Below are 16927 nucleotides of genomic sequence, written 5' to 3' on the forward strand. Positions count from 1 at the left end.
GCTTTCTAAGCGTTGATTGGTTGAAAAATCAGTCCCAGCGTGGGCCAGATGGGGCCGTGGTGGGCTCGCTCTCAGCGCTGATCCCGGGCTCGCTACCCAGCCCCTCAATGAACCGGCCAAGGGCGCCAATATCCCGGTTGCCCACAGCACCGCTGTCGGTAGAACGCTCGATATCTGGCGCTTGTGCTACCGGTGCAGTGCTAACGATGGTTGGGATCGCACCAATCTCAGGCAGGGCCCGGGCTGGCTTCCCGCGATGGGCGCTTGCCATGATGCTGGCCCAAGTCTCCGCAGGTAAGGAGCCGCCGGTAATCTCCTCATCCTCAATTCGGTCCATGGCGCGGTTATTGTCATTGCCGAACCAGACCGCGCCAACGTAATCGGCGGTATAGCCAACGAACCAGGCATCCCTGAAGCCCTGTGTGGTGCCGGTTTTGCCGGCAACGGGGCGGTCCAGCGCGGCCTTTTTGCCCGTGCCTTCGGTCACCACCTTTTGCAGCATGCCGCTCAACGCCTGGGTGGCACCGCGATTGACCACCGGTGCGCCCTGCTCAGGCTTATGTCGGTAGATCACCCGGCCACCTTTCTCCCTGATTTGGGTAATCGCATAGGGCCAGATGCTGCGACCGCCATTGGCAATGGTGGCGTAGGCGGCGGTTAGTTCGAGCATTGAGACCTCAGCGGTGCCGAGTGCCAAGCTGAGATCATTGCCCAACGGCGCGGTGATACCCAGGCGCCGTGACATGTCGCGCAGGCGGCTGGTGCCAATCTGGTCGAGCAGACGCACGGCGGCGACGTTGTAGGAACCCGCCAGTGCCTCAGCGAGGGTCACCGTGCCGTGGAACCGTCCGCCATAGTTGCGAGGGCTCCAGCCACCAATGGTTAGCTCGTCATCAGAGATCGTGCTGAAGGGCTGGCGACCACGCTCAAGCGCAGCCAGGAATAAGATGGGTTTGAAGGCAGAGCCAGGTTGCCGTTGGCCCTGGGTGACCCGGTTAAACTGGCTCTGGCTATAGTCAACGCCACCGATCATCGCCTTGACCGCGCCATCTGGCGCCATGATCAGGGCGGCGGCCTGGCGTGCCCCACGCTTGCGACCGCCATTTGCCATACTGTCGGCAATTGCGCGCTCTGCCGCCCGCTGGATACCGCCATCAAGGGTGGTGCTGACGATCAAATCGGTTGAGGTACGACCGGTATAGCCACCGGACTGCTCCATCACCCAATCAGCGAAATACCGCAGGCCAGAGCCAGCAACGGCTCGTATTGGTGGGCGGCCGCTGGCAGCACGGCTGCGCTGATTAGCGTTGATATACCCAGCATCTTCCATGGCGGCGAGCACGGTGCGGGCCCGCTGCCAGCCGCGTTTGGCGTTGTTGGTTGGGGCGTAACGGGAGGGGGCCTTCAACAGGCCAGCGATCAGCGCGCTCTCGCGCAGGCTGAGTGCGCGGGCCGATTTGCCGAAATAGGTACGGGCAGCAGCATCGACCCCATAAGTGCCCGCGCCGAGATAGACCCGGTTCAGATAGGCGCCCAGGATTTCATCCTTGGTGTAGGACAGCTCAAGCCATAGCGCGAGCAGGGCCTCTTGTGCCTTACGTTTGATTGAGCGTTCGGGCTGGAGGAACAGGTTCTTAGCCAATTGTTGGGTCAGGGTTGATCCGCCCTGCACGACACGGCCAGCCCGGTAATTGGTGACAGCAGCTCGGGTCAGGCCAATGGGATCAATGCCCGGATGCCAGTAAAACCGTCGATCCTCAATGGCCAATACCGCCTCAATCAGATGGTCAGGTAGCTCGTCGACGGTGACCGTGCTGGTGTGCAGATCGCCATAGCGACCGATTTCAGAGCCATCGGAGGCTAGGATGGTGATCGATGGTCGGCGCTCCAGCACCATCTGGTCCCGGATATCGGGCAGGTCATGGGCGAAATACAGCATGGCACCACCGGCGGCGATGCCGACCCAAACGGCGGCAACCAGCGACCAGCGCGTCACAAACCAAATGCTGCGCGTTAGCCAAGAGCCGCGTTTGGCGGGCTTCTTAGCTTTTGCCTTCCCTTTGGCTTTTGGCTTGCTGCCACCGGCTTTGGTTTTCGATTTCTTCGAAGACCCGGCCATGATCCGACTTTCCATAACGGAGACTGAGTAAACAGCCTGATTAACCGACCATGCCGGGTCAATGCGGCTGGGTCATGACACGCTGTGATTAAGGCTGGCTGTGCGGTTCAGGTATCAGGGCGCGCGGATTTAGGGATCAACCACTTCCGCAATACCCGTCGCAGTAACATAGGCCTGACGACCACTGCGCAGGCGAATGGCGGTCCAGCCACCGACACTGGCGTCTGGTATTACCTCAACCACATCGCCCTCAAAGAAGCGCGCCAGCTCTGCCGAACGGCGGTTAGGTGCCACATAGGCGGTCAGCGCCGCGCTGGTCACCCGATGGGGCAGCGTCTCAACACTACCCCCGCCATCCCAGTCGGTTGAGACGGTGAAGTTTGGCGCGGGGATGCCACTCCAGATATTGGAGAAGTCGAGCAGCTGTAGGTTCACGCCGCCAAAAACCAGCCGCAGGACCAGATAGAACATCAGGAAGAGGGTGAGCGCCTGTCCCCAGAACACCGGCTTATCGATAAGGCGCCACTCATTGCGCAGCCTCGGGCCACGGCCCTTCTGGCCCATGCGCTCTCGCAGCTCAATCAGGCGGTCCCGCATATCAAGGCTGGGCGCCATGCGCAGGGCATCTTCAATAATGCCAAGGGCAATCTTACTATGCCCAGCGTGGAAGAAGCCGACCGCCTGCTGAAACAGCAGATTTACATTGTCAGCGAGAGGCTTCTCGCCACCCGCCATGTTGACGAAACTGGCCTCAACCGTGCGTGGCGGGCCTAAGGGCAGGGCCCACCAGCCAAGTAACCAGTTGTAGAGATTGTTCTTTAGCCCAAGCTTCATGGCGCAGCTGGGGCAGAACACGCCGCCATTGCGCTTGCGCTTAACCTGAATGCCGAACCCGCGAACCGAGTGGAAAAAGGTCGCGCGCAGCTGTGCAGATAGGCACCCGCACTCCGCGCACATGCGCAAACCCACCTCGGGTGGTGGGGTGTATTTGCGCCGGGTATCAGTGCCGCCACTGGCGCCGCGCGAGGTTGAGGTTCGGGTCTTGGTACCGGTGGCACTTGCGCTGGAACTGCTGCTGCCGCCAGTGCTTCGAGCGCTGGTTTGTGACTTGGCCTGGCTTCGCCTTACGCCCTCTGCATCATATTCCCGGCGCTTATCGGGATCCTTTAGGACCTCATACGCGGCGGTGACGCGCTGAAAGGCGGCGGTTGTGTCCTTGCCTGGATTGCGGTCCGGGTGCAGGTCACGGGCGCGCTGGCGGAAGGCACGCTTAACCTCCTCGTTGCTTGCCGTCGGCAAAACATCGAGCGCTTTATAGTGCCCTTCATAATCGAGATGGTCAGCCACGGCAGGACGGCTTGGTTATGTGTAATCCCACCAATGAAATGGCCTATCGCTGATCAGATATCCAGGTTCACCACGCGCAGCGCGTTTTGCTGAATGAACTCGCGGCGCGGTTCCACCACATCCCCCATCAAGGTGGAGAATAGATCGGCCGCCTCCTCGGTTTGCTCAACTCGCACCTGAAGCAGTGAACGGATGGTCGGATCAAGCGTGGTTTCCCAAAGCTGATCCGGGTTCATCTCGCCCAGCCCCTTATAACGCTGGAGGGCTGACCCCTTCCGTGCACTCTCCGTGATGAAGCCAAACAGGCCGAGGGGGCCCCAGATGTCTTCCACCACCTTGGCATTCTGCTCAATCTTTGCAGGGCCGGAGAAGACGGTGTCCAGCTGGGTCGCAAGCTGGTGCAACCGGCGGGCATCGCCAGCGGTGAGCAGATCTTCGGTCAGGACGTAGGATTGGCGAACACCTTGAAGCGTGCGGGCGATTTCCATGCGTGGCTTCGCCAGCGCACCGGCGGCACCATCCTCACCTTGCAGGAATTGGCCACTCCAGCCCGCACCCTTATCGGCGAACACCTTGTTTAGACGCTCGGCCGACTTCTCAGCGATCGCTTGTGCCTGCGCTGTGTCATTGAACAAGCCAGCGTCAAAGGCACCCGCTAGGGCAATCTGCTCAACAACGATTGGGTCACCAAGCTTCCGGCCTAAAATTTCGATGCCAGAGGCAGCCTGACGGGCCTTTTCGGCAAGGTCGACAAGGTCATTGCCGGCCACTTGTTGGCCATCGGCTGGGGTCAGAACTGCACCGTCGGTGCCTGATTCAATCAGATAGGCATTCAGCTCATGCTCATCTTTGAGATAGCGCGAGGATTTACCGCGACTGAGCTTAAACAGCGGTGGCTGCGCGATGTAGAGGTAGCCATTCTCAATCAGCTGCGGCATCTGACGGAAGAAGAAGGTCAGCAACAGCGTCCGGATGTGGGAGCCATCAACATCAGCATCCGTCATGATGATGATCTTGTGATAGCGCAGCTTCTCAATATTGAACTCATCCGCCCCGATACCGGTGCCGAGCGCGGTGATCAGCGTGCCAATCTCCTGGCTCGATAGCATCTTGTCGAAGCGCGCGCGCTCAACGTTCAGGATTTTACCGCGTAGCGGCAGGATCGCCTGGAACTTACGGTCCCGGCCCTGTTTGGCCGACCCGCCCGCACTATCACCCTCAACCAGGAATAGTTCGGCTTTGGATGGGTCGCGCTCCTGACAATCCGCAAGCTTGCCGGGCAGGCTTGCCATGTCGAGGGCACCCTTACGACGGGTTAGTTCGCGGGCCTTGCGGGCTGCCTCACGGGCGGCCGCAGCCTCCACGATCTTGGCGACAATGCGCTTACCCTCATTCGGATGCTCTTCCAGCCAGGTGGCCAGGGCCTCACCAACCGCACTCTCAACCGCCGCACGGGCTTCTGAGGAGACGAGCTTATCTTTCGTTTGGGAGGAGAAGCGCGGGTCAGGCATCTTCACTGACAAGACGCAGGTCAGGCCCTCGCGCATGTCATCGCCGGTTGGCGCAACCTTCTCCCGCTTCAGCAGGCCGGTGGCGCTGGCGTAGTTATTGATCACCCGGGTCAGGGCACCGCGGAAACCGGCTAGGTGCGTACCACCATCCCGCTGTGGGATGTTGTTGGTGAAGCACTGGGTCATCTCCGCATAGCTATCGGTCCACTGCATCGCGCATTCGACCATGATCTTGTCATGCTCATGGGCGAAGCCGATCACCTCACCATGCAGGGCGGATTTCGAACGGTTTAGATAGGTAACGAAAGACTCTAACCCGCCTTCGTAATTCATATCGACGACGCGAGGCTCATCCTCGCGGCCATCGGTGATCAGCAGCCGAACACCGGAGTTGAGGAACGCGAGCTCACGCAGGCGATGCTCAAGCGTCTCAAACTTGAATTCGGTCATCGAGAAGGTCTCGGCCGAGGGGTGGAACGTGATCTCAGTCCCGGTCTTTGGTTTGCCGTCTACTTCTGGCGCTGGGCCAACCTCGGCCAACGGGGCATCGGCCTCACCATGGGCAAAGCGCATCATGTGCTCGGTGCCATCACGGAAGATCCGCAGCTCAAGCCAATCGGAGAGGGCGTTCACAACGGAGACGCCAACACCGTGCAGGCCGCCCGAGACCTTATAAGAGTTCTGGTTGAACTTACCGCCAGCATGCAGCTTGGTCATAATGACCTCAGCCGCCGACACGCCCTCTTCAGGGTGGATGCCGACCGGGATGCCACGACCATTATCGGTAATGGTGGCGGAGCCATCGCCGTTCAGGGTGACGGTGACGATATCGCAATGACCGGCCAGCGCCTCATCAATCGCGTTATCCACCACCTCATAAATCATGTGGTGAAGGCCGGACCCATCATCGGTATCGCCGATATACATGCCGGGGCGTTTGCGCACCGCTTCCAGGCCGCGAAGAACGCTAATCGAACTCGCGTCATAAGCATCTGGATCGGAGGTCTCGCCAGCGGCGGCTTCTTGGTTCTGATCAGCCTCAATTTCAGGGGCCGATTCTTCTCTTTTAGGGTCGCTCATACAGGCCAAAACTGGTCACGGAACGGGCATATGCCCGAATCATTGGAGTATACCGGATTTCCGCCATTCAAGCACCTTTTTGCACGGCACCATCACGTATTATCAGATGGGTTGCGGCATTGCCCAAGGCATTGAAAATATTGGCATCTGTGCCGGTAATCCACACCTGGGCCCCATGGGCTGCCAAACGGTCGTACAAAGCCTCCCTTCGGGCCTCGTCCAAATGGGCTGCAACCTCATCCAAAAGTAAGATTGGCGCATGGCCAATTTCGGCGGTTACCAGGCGTGCATGGGCCAGAGTAATGGCCAACAAAAGTGCCTTTTGCTCGCCGGTTGAGCAGAGATGGGCGGGCATGTCTTTGAGGCGATGCCTGGCGAGCAGGTCAGTCTTATGCGGGCCAGTTTCGGCACCACCTGCCTCTGAGTCTGCGCGCCGTGAGCGGTTTAGCGCCTCGCGCAGCTTATCTTCGGCCATGCCGGCGGCCATGCCATCGGCCAGCCAACGCTCAGGTGCGCCCTCAAGGGCGAGGTCGGCGGCTGGGAACGGATCCAATGCGGTGGCGGATACGCGGTTAAGACGCTCAATCAGGCCAAGCCGTCCGGCGGAGATCGCTGTCGCTGTTTCGGCCATGCCTGCCTCAAGGCTGTCGAGCCATGTGGCGTCCGGTGTGGTGCCGTTCTCTCGCGCCTCACGCAGCAGCTTGGCCCGTTCGCGCAGCAGCTTTTCGTATCGGGTGACACGGCCGGCATGGCTTGGATCAAAGGCGAAGGTAAGGCGGTCAACAAAGCGGCGTCGCTCCGACGACCCTTCCCGGAACAACCCATCCATGGCGGGGGTCAACCAGGCCATAACCAAATGATCGGCGAGGCGGGTTTGGGCGCTAACAGTCTCGCCATCGATGCGCACCTGCCGCTTGTTCTCAGCCGCTGCACCCTCTTGCCCCGTGCCGAGGCGCACTGGGCCCAGACGGCCATCGGCATTAGCCGCAATGCCCCAGGCGCTTGCTGGTGTTCGGTTGATATGGGGTAGATCGTTCAGCTTGGCGCCACGTAGGCCGCGGCCGGCGGTCAACAAGCTGACCGCTTCCAGCAGATTGGTTTTCCCGGCGCCATTGTCACCGGTTAGGACAACCGCGAACGCGTCATCGCTCGCTGGAAACTCAAGGTTCAGCGATTGGTAATTGCGGAAATTGGTAAGGGTAAGATCGCGTAAGGCTAGGGCGGTCATATCGCATCACCGCCCTTATGCCGGTCAGCTTGTTGCCAAGCTGTTGGCATTCGGGCCCGTTCAATCAGACCCGCATCGGCATCAGCACGTAAAGTGACTGTGGGTCCGATGGGTCGCGGATCAGGGTTGGGGATGCACCGTCAGCCATGATCAGCTGGCAGCCATCACCTTCGATCTGGCCGGTGATGTCGAGCAGGTACTTGGAGTTGAAGCCGATTTCCAGCTCACCACCATCATAGGTGACCTCAACCTCTTCCGATGCGCTGCCATTTTCTGGCGAGGTGGCGGAAAGGGTCAGGGTGCTGGCGTTCAGGCTCAGCTTGACCGCGCGGGACTTTTCCGTCGCGATGGTCGCGACACGGTCAACGGCACTGCCGAATGATTTGGCGTCGACGGCCAGGGTCTTGTCATTCCCCTCTGGGATCACGCGCTGGTAATCCGGGAATGTGCCGTCGATCAGCTTTGAGGTCAGGATGGCATCGCCAAAGCTAAAGCGGATCTTGGTCGCGGAGACGCCGATCTTAATGTCGTCATCAGCATCATCGATAAGCTTGCGGATCTCACCGACGGTTTTACGTGGGATGATCACGCCAGCCTGGCCATCACCTTCGGCCTCACCAAGGCCAGCAGCACCTTCAGGCAGTGGCATCTCAACCCGCGCTAGGCGGTGACCGTCAGTAGCGACAGCGCGAAGCACATCGGCGCCATCGGTCTCTGCCTTATGCAGATAAATACCGTTGAGGTAGTAGCGGGTCTCTTCGGTTGAGATCGCGAACCGGGTGCGATCGATCAACGTACGAAGGTCGGCAGCGGTCAGGTTGAATTCTGCCTTGATCTCGCCAGACGCCATGAATGGGAAATCTTCCGTTGGCAGGCAGCCAAGGCGGAAGGAAGAGCGGCCCGCGCGGATCATGAGCAGGGAGCCGTCGCCCGCAACCTCTAACTCAACCTGTGCGCCATCGGGCAGCTTGCGAACAATATCGAACAGGGTGTGGGCAGGGGCGGTGGTTGCGCCTTCACGTTCAACCGTTGCGGTGACGGCCTCAACCATCTCGAGATCCATGTCGGTCGCGGTCAGTGACAGCTTACCGTCATCGGCGCGCATGAGGACATTGGAGAGGATCGGAATAGTGTTCCGTCGCTCGACAACGTTTTGAACATGGCTAAGGGCACGGAACAGGACGGCGCGTTCGATGGTTAGTTTCATGGTCGTAACTTCTGGGGTCTAAGCTTCGTTGTCCAAGCGCGACGGCTAGGCTTTAGGCGGGCGGTGAATGGGCCCTGAAACCGGGCTCTACGGGCATAGCGCCCACGGGACTAAAGCGCAACAATTCCCTCCCGGTAAAGAGGGGAATTTCGGCGTTTCCTGGCCATTTCTTCCCAGGCTCCCGATACTATCCGCAGAGTTATCCCGTGCAGGCCCAGCTGGCGCGGAAAAGCACGGTTATTGCATGCATTCTGATACCAGCACATTTCGGCATCGGCTGTACCTGGCCCTTGAAGATGAGGTCCCAAAGCGGGCCCCAGCACGCATCCTGCACTGGTTCATTATCGTCATGATCACGGTCAGTGTAGGGGCCGTGATCCTTGAAACAGTGCCGTCTTTGAACGCACGATTCGGCGATGGGTTCCATCTGATTGAGCGAATTGCGGTATTCGTTTTCGCCATCGAATACATCGCCAGGGTCTGGGTTTCAGTTGAGCATCGCCACGCCGCCTACCGCCATCCGATTAAGGGGCGCCTCCGCTACGCCCTGACCCCGATGGCCTTGGTGGATCTGATCGCGTTTTTGCCGTCCCTGCTAACGCTGTTCGGAACTTCTGGCCTTTACTCCATCCGTCTGCTGCGCATGGCCCGGATGCTGAAGATCATGCGCTACTCACCGGCGCTCCGAACGCTTAGCAACGCGATGCATAGTGAACGCCGGGCTGCCTTTGCTGTGATCATGATCATGGTGATGGCGCTTACCGTCGTTTCCACCTTGATGTGGATTCTGGAGCGGGAGGCCCAGCCTGAGGCCTTTGCCTCAATCCCCGCTGCCATGTGGTGGGGCATGGCGACCCTAACCACCATTGGCTATGGCGATGTGGTGCCGGTGACGCCGCTCGGGAAGTTATTGGGTGGTGTGACGGCGCTGTTCGGCGTCGGGATGTTTGCGCTGCCCGCCGGTATCCTCGCCTCTGGCTTTGTGCGGGAGATGAACCGGCAGGATTTCCGAGTGACCTTTGGGGTGGTGGCTGACGTCCCCCTCTTTGCAGGTTTGGATCAGAATATCATCGCCGATGTCACCGAGCGCTTGCAGCCCCGAACGGTGCCGCCCCGCTATGCCATCATTCGCAAAGGTGAAGAGCCAGATCGTCTCTACTTTGTGGAGACCGGGGAGGTTGAGATTGCCCTGCCGCTTGCACCGGTGCGTGTGTTCAGCAGTGGTCAGTTGTTCGGCGCCGTGGATCTTGTCGATGGCGCCCATCGGCCGCAATTGAGCGCGACCTCAATCACTGAGACGCGCCTGCTCGAACTGCCCCTCCATGACTTCGTCGATCTGATTGAGCGACATCCCGATCTACGGACCGCCGCGCTAAAGGCTGCCAAGACTGAGGATGGCTCGCTCGTGTTTGAGGGGGCCGAAGAGGCAATCAAACGCATCGAGGCGCGTGAGGGTGCCCATATGAAAGGTGTCTCATGACCTATCGCATCTTATGTGTTTGCACCGGCAATATCTGTCGCTCACCCACCGCCGAAGGTGTGCTGCGCGCGAAGTTTGAGGCGGCGGGCCTCGGTAGCCAGGTCGAGATCGATAGTGCTGGCACCCATGGCTATCACATTGGATCGTCGCCTGACCCCCGCTCCCAAGAGGCCGCACTTGCCCGTGGGTATGATCTGTCGGACCAACGAGCCCGTCGGGTAGAGCTATCGGATCATGATCAGTTTGATCTGATCCTTGCCATGGATGGCGGGCATCTGGCTGCGCTTGAGGCGCAAGCCCCGGCCAATGCGAGGGCCAAATGCGAGATGATGATGGCTTATGGCCGCGACACCGCATCGGCTGGTGGGCCACAGGCACCCGACGTTCCTGACCCTTATTATGGGGCAGTTGATGGATTTGGGCTGGTTTTGGATATGATCGAGGAGGCGGCCGACGGTTTGGTCGCGGAAACTCGAGATTTGCTAGAACAGCGCTAGGCCACCTATGGCAGCCCCTAAAGGCAAAAAGAAACAACCGGCTGGCAAGGCCAAGGGCAAAGCCCCGTCAAAGAACGGCAAGGGCAAAGCGAAGGCGGCCCCATCAAAGGCAGTGTCCAAGGACGCGAGCTTCAACATCGGTGGCTTGCTGGTCTTAAGCCTGTTCGGCATCGGCCTGGCGGCAACCGGTTTGGCAGTGTTGGACCGTGGGCTTGAGCTTGGCATTGTTCGCGGGCGCCATGGTATTGCCGAGGCGGCAATTGGGTTGGGGCCATCCCTGTTGGCGGCCACGATTGGGTTGATCATTGCCTGGATCATGATCCCCAAGATGCGCCTTATCGGCGGGCTGATTGCAGCCGCGATCTTGGTCGGCGGCGCTACCGCCGCTGCATCATTCCTGGCGCCCCAGCTATTTCAGGCGATGAATGGCTCGATTGGGGCTGAGGGGCGGCAGGCGGCCCTCAAAGGCAACTTCATGCATCAGATGCTGGCGGCCAACTCATTCCAGGCGGGTGAGTTGCCAACGGTTTCCAATGACCCGGATGCTAAGCTGTTGATGGGGGGAATTGGCGCGCTCGGTGTCTTTGACCCCGATGTCTATCAACGGATGGACAGCAACCTTTTTGATATGGCCGAGACGGTAACCGGGCGTGCTCTCGATCCCGATAGTGCCTGGGCCAGCTTCCGGCTGGCGGCGGATGAAACCGTTCGAGACTATGAGCGCTATCGAAATGCGGCGAACAATTACCTCACGGTGATCAACTCGCTAGATCAGCAGATTGCGCAACTTTGGACGGCGGTAGTGCAGGCTGCCCGGCTTCGTTGGGCAGACTACCAGCGGCGGCAGGACAGCGTTCTGACCCAGCTTCGGGTGCGGGTGCCCGATTTGCGTGACTTTATGGTGGTCTATTTTCGGGTCAAACAGCGCGGCGGTCGGATCGATGAGCTGCAGAGCCGATACGAAGCCCTTTCAACAGAGCTGTTTGGTGAGATTGTTGATCCGCAAACCTGGTGCGGCCCAACGGGGTGCCCGGGTGATGAGGCTTTTCTGAGCCAACGCGGTTCACAGGTTCTGTCACAAAGCTTCGCCCGGCAGAACAACCAAATTGCCCTCGGTATGTACGAGGCGCAGTACATCGCCCATCCGAGTGTCGTCGCGGCAATCCGGACCGAGGTGCAGCAGAGCGGCGTGACCCTACCTGAGGATTGGGCGCTGACCGTCGCAGGCCGTGATCAGTTGGTTGCTGCCGCCCGGCGCGATATCCCAACTGCGGCTGAGCAGACCTATGAGCGTGCCATCCGCGGCTGGTTTGAGACTGAACTGCCGCCGGATTTGAGCTACGCCGATTTTGTCGCCCAGGAAGGCATTCAGAACATCATCCGTCGCACCATTGATCTGCCAACCGACCTGCGGATTGATCCCGGCGTTGATCGTGCAACCTTCAATGCCGAGATTTACCCGCGCATCATTCGGCCGCCAGCCGAGGCGTTGGCTGCCGACATCATGGCGCCGCTGGATGATTTTGACCCGGGCGCTGGTATTAATCGTCTATCGACCGAAGTTACCAAGGCGCTGAACACCCACTTTAGTATCGCGCTACTGCTGTTCTCCGGCGCATTCGCCGGATTGGTTGGTGGGGTTGTCGGACTGTCGGCCGCTGCCGCAGTGATCTGGCGGGCGGTTGGTGGCGCCATCAAGTTCCCAGCCGAGCGGGTTGCCGGTGGCAACAAGCTGATTGGCATGGTGGCTGTTGGCAGCATCCTCGGTGGTTTCGCGGTGCCGCTATTTCTGCCAATCGGGATGGCTGGATATCCGGGCTATGGGCGGGTGGTCCAACCACTGTCGGCGGCGCCACCGGCGGGCCATGCCCTGGATTGGACAATGCGATTTGCAGGCACCGTGCAGCCATTTGGTGCCATTAGCCGAGGTGTCGCCTTCGGCAATAGCGATTTCGGCCTAATCCCCGCACCGCCCGAGGGCGATGCCGGCTTTGGCTTTGTGTTCGAGATTGATGATGATCTGCCCGAGATGATGCAGCAGCCCGATAACGGGCCAAGCGGCATCAAGGGTATCGCCGACCGCCTAGATAATCTGATCGATAGCGCAACCGGCGGCGGTGGCGATGCGCAATAAGGCGTTAGGTTTTGGACAGTGGGTTTAGCCTGGCTGGTTTAGCCAGCCAGCATCCGCTTCAGCAGTTCCACATCCTCAGCGAATGCGCTGTCGGTTGAGCAGATCTCTTCGATCTTCCGAACCGCATGCATCACCGTGGTGTGGTCGCGGCCACCGAACTTCCGGCCAATTTCAGGCAGGGAACGGGAGGTCAGCTGCTTAGCCAGATACATGGCCACCTGACGTGGACGCGCGACGGCACGGGCCCGGCGGGCAGAGTGCATGTCAGCGACACGGATGTTGTAGTGCTCAGCGACACGGCGTTGGATCTCATCAATGGTCACCCGGCGGTCAGAGGCCCGCAGCAGGTCTTGCAGAACCTCTTGAACGGTGTCGAGGGTAATGTCCCGACCAACCAGATCAGCATGGGCGACCAGGCGGTTCAGTGCGCCCTCAAGCTCACGCACATTGGATGTAATCTTGTGCGCCAGGAACTCGGTGACCTTCTGCGGGACATTCACCTTCAGCTGATCGGCTTTGGCCTGCAGGATGCCGAGGCGCAGCTCATAGCTGGTTGGGTGGATATCAGCGACCAGACCCCATCCAAGGCGAGAGCGCAGGCGCTCTTCAAGGCCTTCCAGGTTTGATGGGCTTTTATCGGCAGAGATGATGATCTGACGGTTCTGATCAACCAGAGCGTTGAAGGTGTGGAAGAACTCTTCCTGGGTGCTCTCTTTACCGCTGATGAACTGGACATCATCGATCATCAGGACATCAACGCTGCGGAACTGCTCTTTGAACGCCATGGTGTCCTTAAAGCGGAGCGCGCGGATGAATTGGTACATGAACTTCTCAGCGCTTAGATAAAGCACCTTCCGCTCGGGCGTCTTGTTGCGGATGGCCCAACCAATGGCATGCATCAGGTGGGTTTTACCAAGGCCAACACCGCCATAAAGGAACAGCGGGTTGAACGGTACGGCATCGCTTTCCGCGACGCGACGGGCGGCGGCATGGGCCAGTTCGTTCGGCTTACCAACCACAAAGTTGTCGAAGGTGAAGCGTGGGTCCAGCTGTGCGGTGAGGGCGTCATCGCTGCCCATACCGGCATTGAGGGACGCGCCACCGCTAGCGGAGGCATTGAAATTGCCCTCATCGCTCGCCTGGCGAACGCTCGCATGCATTTTGAAGGGGCGTTCTTGGTTGGCTGGCGGGGTTGGCTTTAGAGCTTCTGGTGGCGGTGGTGGCGCCTCGCTAATCGCTTTTGCCAGATTGGCCGCGGCATTCGGGGAGATGATCAACTCAACCCGGCGGACCGAACCATCCTCAGCAGCCCAAAGCTGACGAAGCCGATCAACATAATGACGATTGACCCAATCGCGCATGAAACGGGTTGGTGCTGCCAGCATAACCTCGCTGCCCACCTGGCCCGTTGGGACCAGTGGCGCCAACCAATTCTTATGGTTGTTGTCGCCAATCTCACCACGCATCCGCTCTTGGACTGCCTGCCATTGATGATACAGGCGATGCAGGATTGGATTGATCTCTGCGCCGTCTTGGGTACCGGCGTTGATGGCAGTCTGGCCGTCTGTCGCCTGGGGAAGGGCGGCAGCGTTGGTCGAGGGGGCGTTTTGGGCGGCGATCATGTTTTAGCTATCCGGGCTAGCGGTTGGATTGGGGGCTTTGGTGTGTCTGAAACGGGGAGAACGACAGGCCAGCCGCATTTGACCAAACGAGGTCATAAGGCACGGCGAGGGGTGGTTCGCGGTGCCTGGCAATCACATGACAGAATGGAAGAGAACCTTGGGGTGGGTTCGTCTACTGGTCGCGTGATGCCGACATAATGCGGCGGTTTTCGCTACTCAGCCTCGCTACAACCACAAAAGGATGTTGGAGGCATTACGTTTAAGGAGGCGGCTACTAAGCGCAATCCGATCAAGCGGTCGATACCGGTGCCTACTCGCATCCTTGGGCTTATACCCAAGACTGCTACTGGTGGCAGATATGGCGGTTGGTCGATCGTTGGATTGCCCCATCAGCTCGTCCTTTCCTTCCCAGTAGAAGCGCTTTCAAATAATGACCAAGTCATTGCCAATAAAGGCAAAATAAGGCCGCAGAAAAGCGCTCCGCTAAAGGGCGAATTAAAATTACAGGTTTGGGTGAATATTAATGTTTCGCCAATTTTTTATAGCGAAGTCATTAAGTCCCGGCCTGTTATAACGGTTATTGGTTTTAACCCACCCTTCCCGATGGGTTGCCGCGGTTGGTGAACAACCTCTCGCTGCGACAGTTTGAGTAAAGCGTCTTGTCCGGAAAAAGGCAATGGGACGAAAACAGAACACATAAATATTTTTTCAGAACGCTTTTAAAAAACGTAAAATAATAACCAAATAAAAAACAGCTCGCCGCGAATTGCAGCGAGCTGTTTTACTTAAACTTTATAGGTAACAGTGAGCCCTATTTGGCGCTCGCCGTCAAGCCATTTTCTTGATGCGTTGAGCCAGGCGGGAGATCTTCCGGGCTACGGTGTTCTTGTGCAGAACGCCGTGGGTCACGCCTGATTGCATGTGTGGTTGAGCGACTTTCAGTGCTTCTTGAGCAGCTGATTGGTCACCACCGCTGATGGCTTGCTCCACCTGCTTCACATAGGTGCGGATGGTGCTGATCCGAATGCGGCGCACAGCGGTGCGGCGCTCGGTCTGACGAATACGTTTCTTGGCAGACTTGTGGTTTGCCATGGTTTCAAAACTCCAAACAAAAAGCCGGGGCGACAAAAACCTTTGAGCGTTTGGCGACCTACCGCCAACAACGCCCAATAGCCGGGCTCTATCGCACTGCCGGTGTGGGGCACATCTGCCCCGAATTCCAGTGAGGCTGGGGTTATATGCAAGCCGTAATCAGGCGTCAAGGGACGAAAAGCGGGGATAACGTGGACATGCCGGGTGAAGTTAAATCCGTCAACGACTTGCCCATCCATCCGATTTCATTCTTGGACGAATGATTGGCCTGCGGGGCCACCGTTACCAGCGACCCAAAACAGCCTGACCTGTTGGTATCACCGGTGCTTGAAATTCGGTTGCCTTTTTTCGATGAAGGCGGACATGCCTTCCTTCTGGTCATCCGTGGCAAACAGGGAGTGGAACAGGCGGCGTTCAAACATCACACCCTGGCGTAGGGTGGTTTCAAACGCGGCGTTCACCGCTTCCTTACACATCATGGTGGATGGGCGGGACAGCTTGGCAATCTTGTGCGCGACGGACATGGCCTCATCCATCAGCTCATCACCTGGGACGATGCGGCTGACCAAGCCAGCGCGCTCTGCTTCCTCCGCATCGATCATCCGGCCGGTTAGGCACATTTCCATGGCCTTGGCCTTGCCAACCGCGCGGGTTAGCCGCTGGGTGCCACCGGAGCCTGGGATAATGCCGATATTGATCTCAGGTTGGCCGAACTTGGCGTTGTCGCTGGCGATGATGAAGTCACACATCATGGCAAGCTCACAACCACCGCCCAGGGCATAGCCGCCGACCGCTGCGATCACCGGCTTACGGATCTGCAGGATGGTTTCCCACTCTGAGGTGATGAAGTCCGAGCCATAGACATCAATGAAGTCGCGCTCAGCCATCTCTTTAATGTCAGCACCTGCGGCGAAGGCCTTCTCATTGCCCGCGATCAGGATCACACCGACAGCATCATCGCCATCGAACTCTTGTAGGGCTTGGCCCAGTTCACGCATCAGGGTGGTTGATAGGGCGTTCAGTGCCTTCGGTCGGTTCAGGGTGATAACGCCGACACCATGATCGGTGCTGGTCAGAATGGTTTCATAAGCCATGGGTGTTTCCTTATCGGTATGGCGACGTGTCTATTAAGACGTCTTGTCGGTTTGGTCGTTCAATTGGCGGGGGCTGGGTTCAACCGCAGGATCAGTTGTGCCGGTGCTGTGCCCGCACCTTCTTGATAAAGCAGCTGTAGGTTCTCAACGCCGCGACGGTAGTGGCGCTCTGCACCGCTTTCGTCCACGGCTTCCCAGCCAAGGGATCTGAGTGTCGGTTCGTAGTAGGAAAAGGTGTCGCTGGCGCTCACCTGGCCGATTAATACCGCCTCTAAAATGCGGCCGTCGGGCTTATCGAAGATCAGGCTGCCAGCCGCACTCGGTGCGAGGCCCGGCATTAGTGGCAGGGCATCAAACCCCTCAACATAGTCTAATGCATGGGCGAGGCCAGGCAGCGCCATCAAGGTGATGGCCAGTGCTGCGATGGTATGGCGGAAGCGGGTGCGGCGTAAATTCATGCTCTGCTGATTACCCTCTGCCCCGCTCGAACACAATGCCCGCAAAACATAATGGTCC

12 protein-coding genes are annotated in these 16927 nt (G+C 58.9%); 3 read left to right on the forward strand and 9 right to left on the reverse strand.

Annotated features, from left to right (window positions below; all coding sequences use genetic code 11):
• Positions 1 to 28: 28 nt before the first annotated feature.
• From KI792_01260 to KI792_01280, 5 genes are all read right to left on the reverse strand, one after another.
• Entirely contained in the window at positions 29 to 2119 is a 2091-nt protein-coding gene (locus KI792_01260; protein MBV6631640.1) for a PBP1A family penicillin-binding protein, read from the reverse strand.
• A 129-nt stretch (positions 2120 to 2248) separates the two neighbouring features.
• On the reverse strand, positions 2249 to 3466 hold the full coding sequence (locus KI792_01265) for a J domain-containing protein (GenBank protein MBV6631641.1): 1218 nt from the start codon (positions 3464 to 3466) through the stop codon (positions 2249 to 2251).
• A 53-nt stretch (positions 3467 to 3519) separates the two neighbouring features.
• A complete protein-coding gene (gene gyrB, locus KI792_01270; protein ID MBV6631642.1) occupies positions 3520 to 6057 on the reverse strand; it encodes a DNA topoisomerase (ATP-hydrolyzing) subunit B in 2538 nt (845 codons plus the stop codon).
• 67 nt (positions 6058 to 6124) lie between these two features.
• Positions 6125 to 7285 carry a DNA replication/repair protein RecF gene (recF, locus tag KI792_01275; protein MBV6631643.1) on the reverse strand — a complete coding sequence of 387 codons (1161 nt, stop codon included), beginning with the start codon at positions 7283 to 7285 and terminating at the stop codon, positions 6125 to 6127.
• A gap of 64 nt (positions 7286 to 7349) precedes the next feature.
• Positions 7350 to 8492, reverse strand: a complete 1143-nt coding sequence (locus KI792_01280; protein ID MBV6631644.1) for a DNA polymerase III subunit beta — start codon at positions 8490 to 8492, stop codon at positions 7350 to 7352.
• A gap of 244 nt (positions 8493 to 8736) precedes the next feature.
• Here KI792_01280 and KI792_01285 point away from each other — a divergent pair, with 244 nt between their 5' ends.
• The 3 genes from KI792_01285 to KI792_01295 are packed head-to-tail and all read left to right on the forward strand — an operon-like array spanning position 8737 to position 12603.
• Positions 8737 to 9972, forward strand: a complete 1236-nt coding sequence (locus tag KI792_01285; GenBank protein ID MBV6631645.1) for an ion transporter — start codon at positions 8737 to 8739, stop codon at positions 9970 to 9972.
• Entirely contained in the window at positions 9969 to 10469 is a 501-nt protein-coding gene (locus KI792_01290; GenBank protein MBV6631646.1) for a low molecular weight phosphotyrosine protein phosphatase, read from the forward strand. The genes KI792_01285 and KI792_01290 overlap by 4 nt, the downstream gene beginning before the upstream one ends.
• Before the next feature lie 7 nt (positions 10470 to 10476).
• Complete coding sequence (locus tag KI792_01295) at positions 10477 to 12603, forward strand: hypothetical protein (GenBank protein MBV6631647.1); 2127 nt, start codon at positions 10477 to 10479, stop codon at positions 12601 to 12603.
• 38 nt (positions 12604 to 12641) lie between these two features.
• Here the strand turns inward: KI792_01295 and dnaA are convergent, their stop codons facing one another.
• From dnaA to KI792_01315, 4 genes are all read right to left on the reverse strand, one after another.
• On the reverse strand, positions 12642 to 14225 hold the full coding sequence (gene dnaA, locus KI792_01300) for a chromosomal replication initiator protein DnaA (GenBank protein MBV6631648.1): 1584 nt from the start codon (positions 14223 to 14225) through the stop codon (positions 12642 to 12644).
• Between the two features lie 828 nt (positions 14226 to 15053).
• Positions 15054 to 15317: a 30S ribosomal protein S20 gene (gene rpsT, locus KI792_01305; GenBank protein MBV6631649.1), complete on the reverse strand. Its 264-nt coding sequence runs from the start codon at positions 15315 to 15317 to the stop codon at positions 15054 to 15056.
• 317 nt (positions 15318 to 15634) lie between these two features.
• Complete coding sequence (locus KI792_01310; GenBank protein ID MBV6631650.1) at positions 15635 to 16411, reverse strand: enoyl-CoA hydratase; 777 nt, start codon at positions 16409 to 16411, stop codon at positions 15635 to 15637.
• A 59-nt stretch (positions 16412 to 16470) separates the two neighbouring features.
• Entirely contained in the window at positions 16471 to 16869 is a 399-nt protein-coding gene (locus tag KI792_01315; GenBank protein MBV6631651.1) for a hypothetical protein, read from the reverse strand.
• Positions 16870 to 16927 lie beyond the last annotated feature (58 nt).

The sequence above is a fragment of the Alphaproteobacteria bacterium SS10 genome (assembly GCA_019192455.1).
In the GTDB taxonomy this organism is placed as follows: Bacteria; Pseudomonadota; Alphaproteobacteria; order TMED2; family TMED2; genus TMED2.

Coding starts and splice junctions, on each gene's coding strand:
- KI792_01260 (MBV6631640.1), bottom strand. CDS start 2,119: ATGGCCGGGTCTTCGAAGAAATCGAAAACCAAAGCCGGTGGCAGCAAG.
- gyrB (MBV6631642.1), bottom strand. CDS start 6,057: ATGAGCGACCCTAAAAGAGAAGAATCGGCCCCTGAAATTGAGGCTGAT.
- recF (MBV6631643.1), bottom strand. CDS start 7,285: ATGACCGCCCTAGCCTTACGCGATCTTACCCTTACCAATTTCCGCAAT.
- KI792_01280 (MBV6631644.1), bottom strand. CDS start 8,492: ATGAAACTAACCATCGAACGCGCCGTCCTGTTCCGTGCCCTTAGCCAT.
- KI792_01285 (MBV6631645.1), top strand. CDS start 8,737: ATGCATTCTGATACCAGCACATTTCGGCATCGGCTGTACCTGGCCCTT.
- KI792_01290 (MBV6631646.1), top strand. CDS start 9,969: ATGACCTATCGCATCTTATGTGTTTGCACCGGCAATATCTGTCGCTCA.
- KI792_01295 (MBV6631647.1), top strand. CDS start 10,477: ATGGCAGCCCCTAAAGGCAAAAAGAAACAACCGGCTGGCAAGGCCAAG.
- dnaA (MBV6631648.1), bottom strand. CDS start 14,225: ATGATCGCCGCCCAAAACGCCCCCTCGACCAACGCTGCCGCCCTTCCC.
- rpsT (MBV6631649.1), bottom strand. CDS start 15,317: ATGGCAAACCACAAGTCTGCCAAGAAACGTATTCGTCAGACCGAGCGC.
- KI792_01310 (MBV6631650.1), bottom strand. CDS start 16,411: ATGGCTTATGAAACCATTCTGACCAGCACCGATCATGGTGTCGGCGTT.
- KI792_01315 (MBV6631651.1), bottom strand. CDS start 16,869: ATGAATTTACGCCGCACCCGCTTCCGCCATACCATCGCAGCACTGGCC.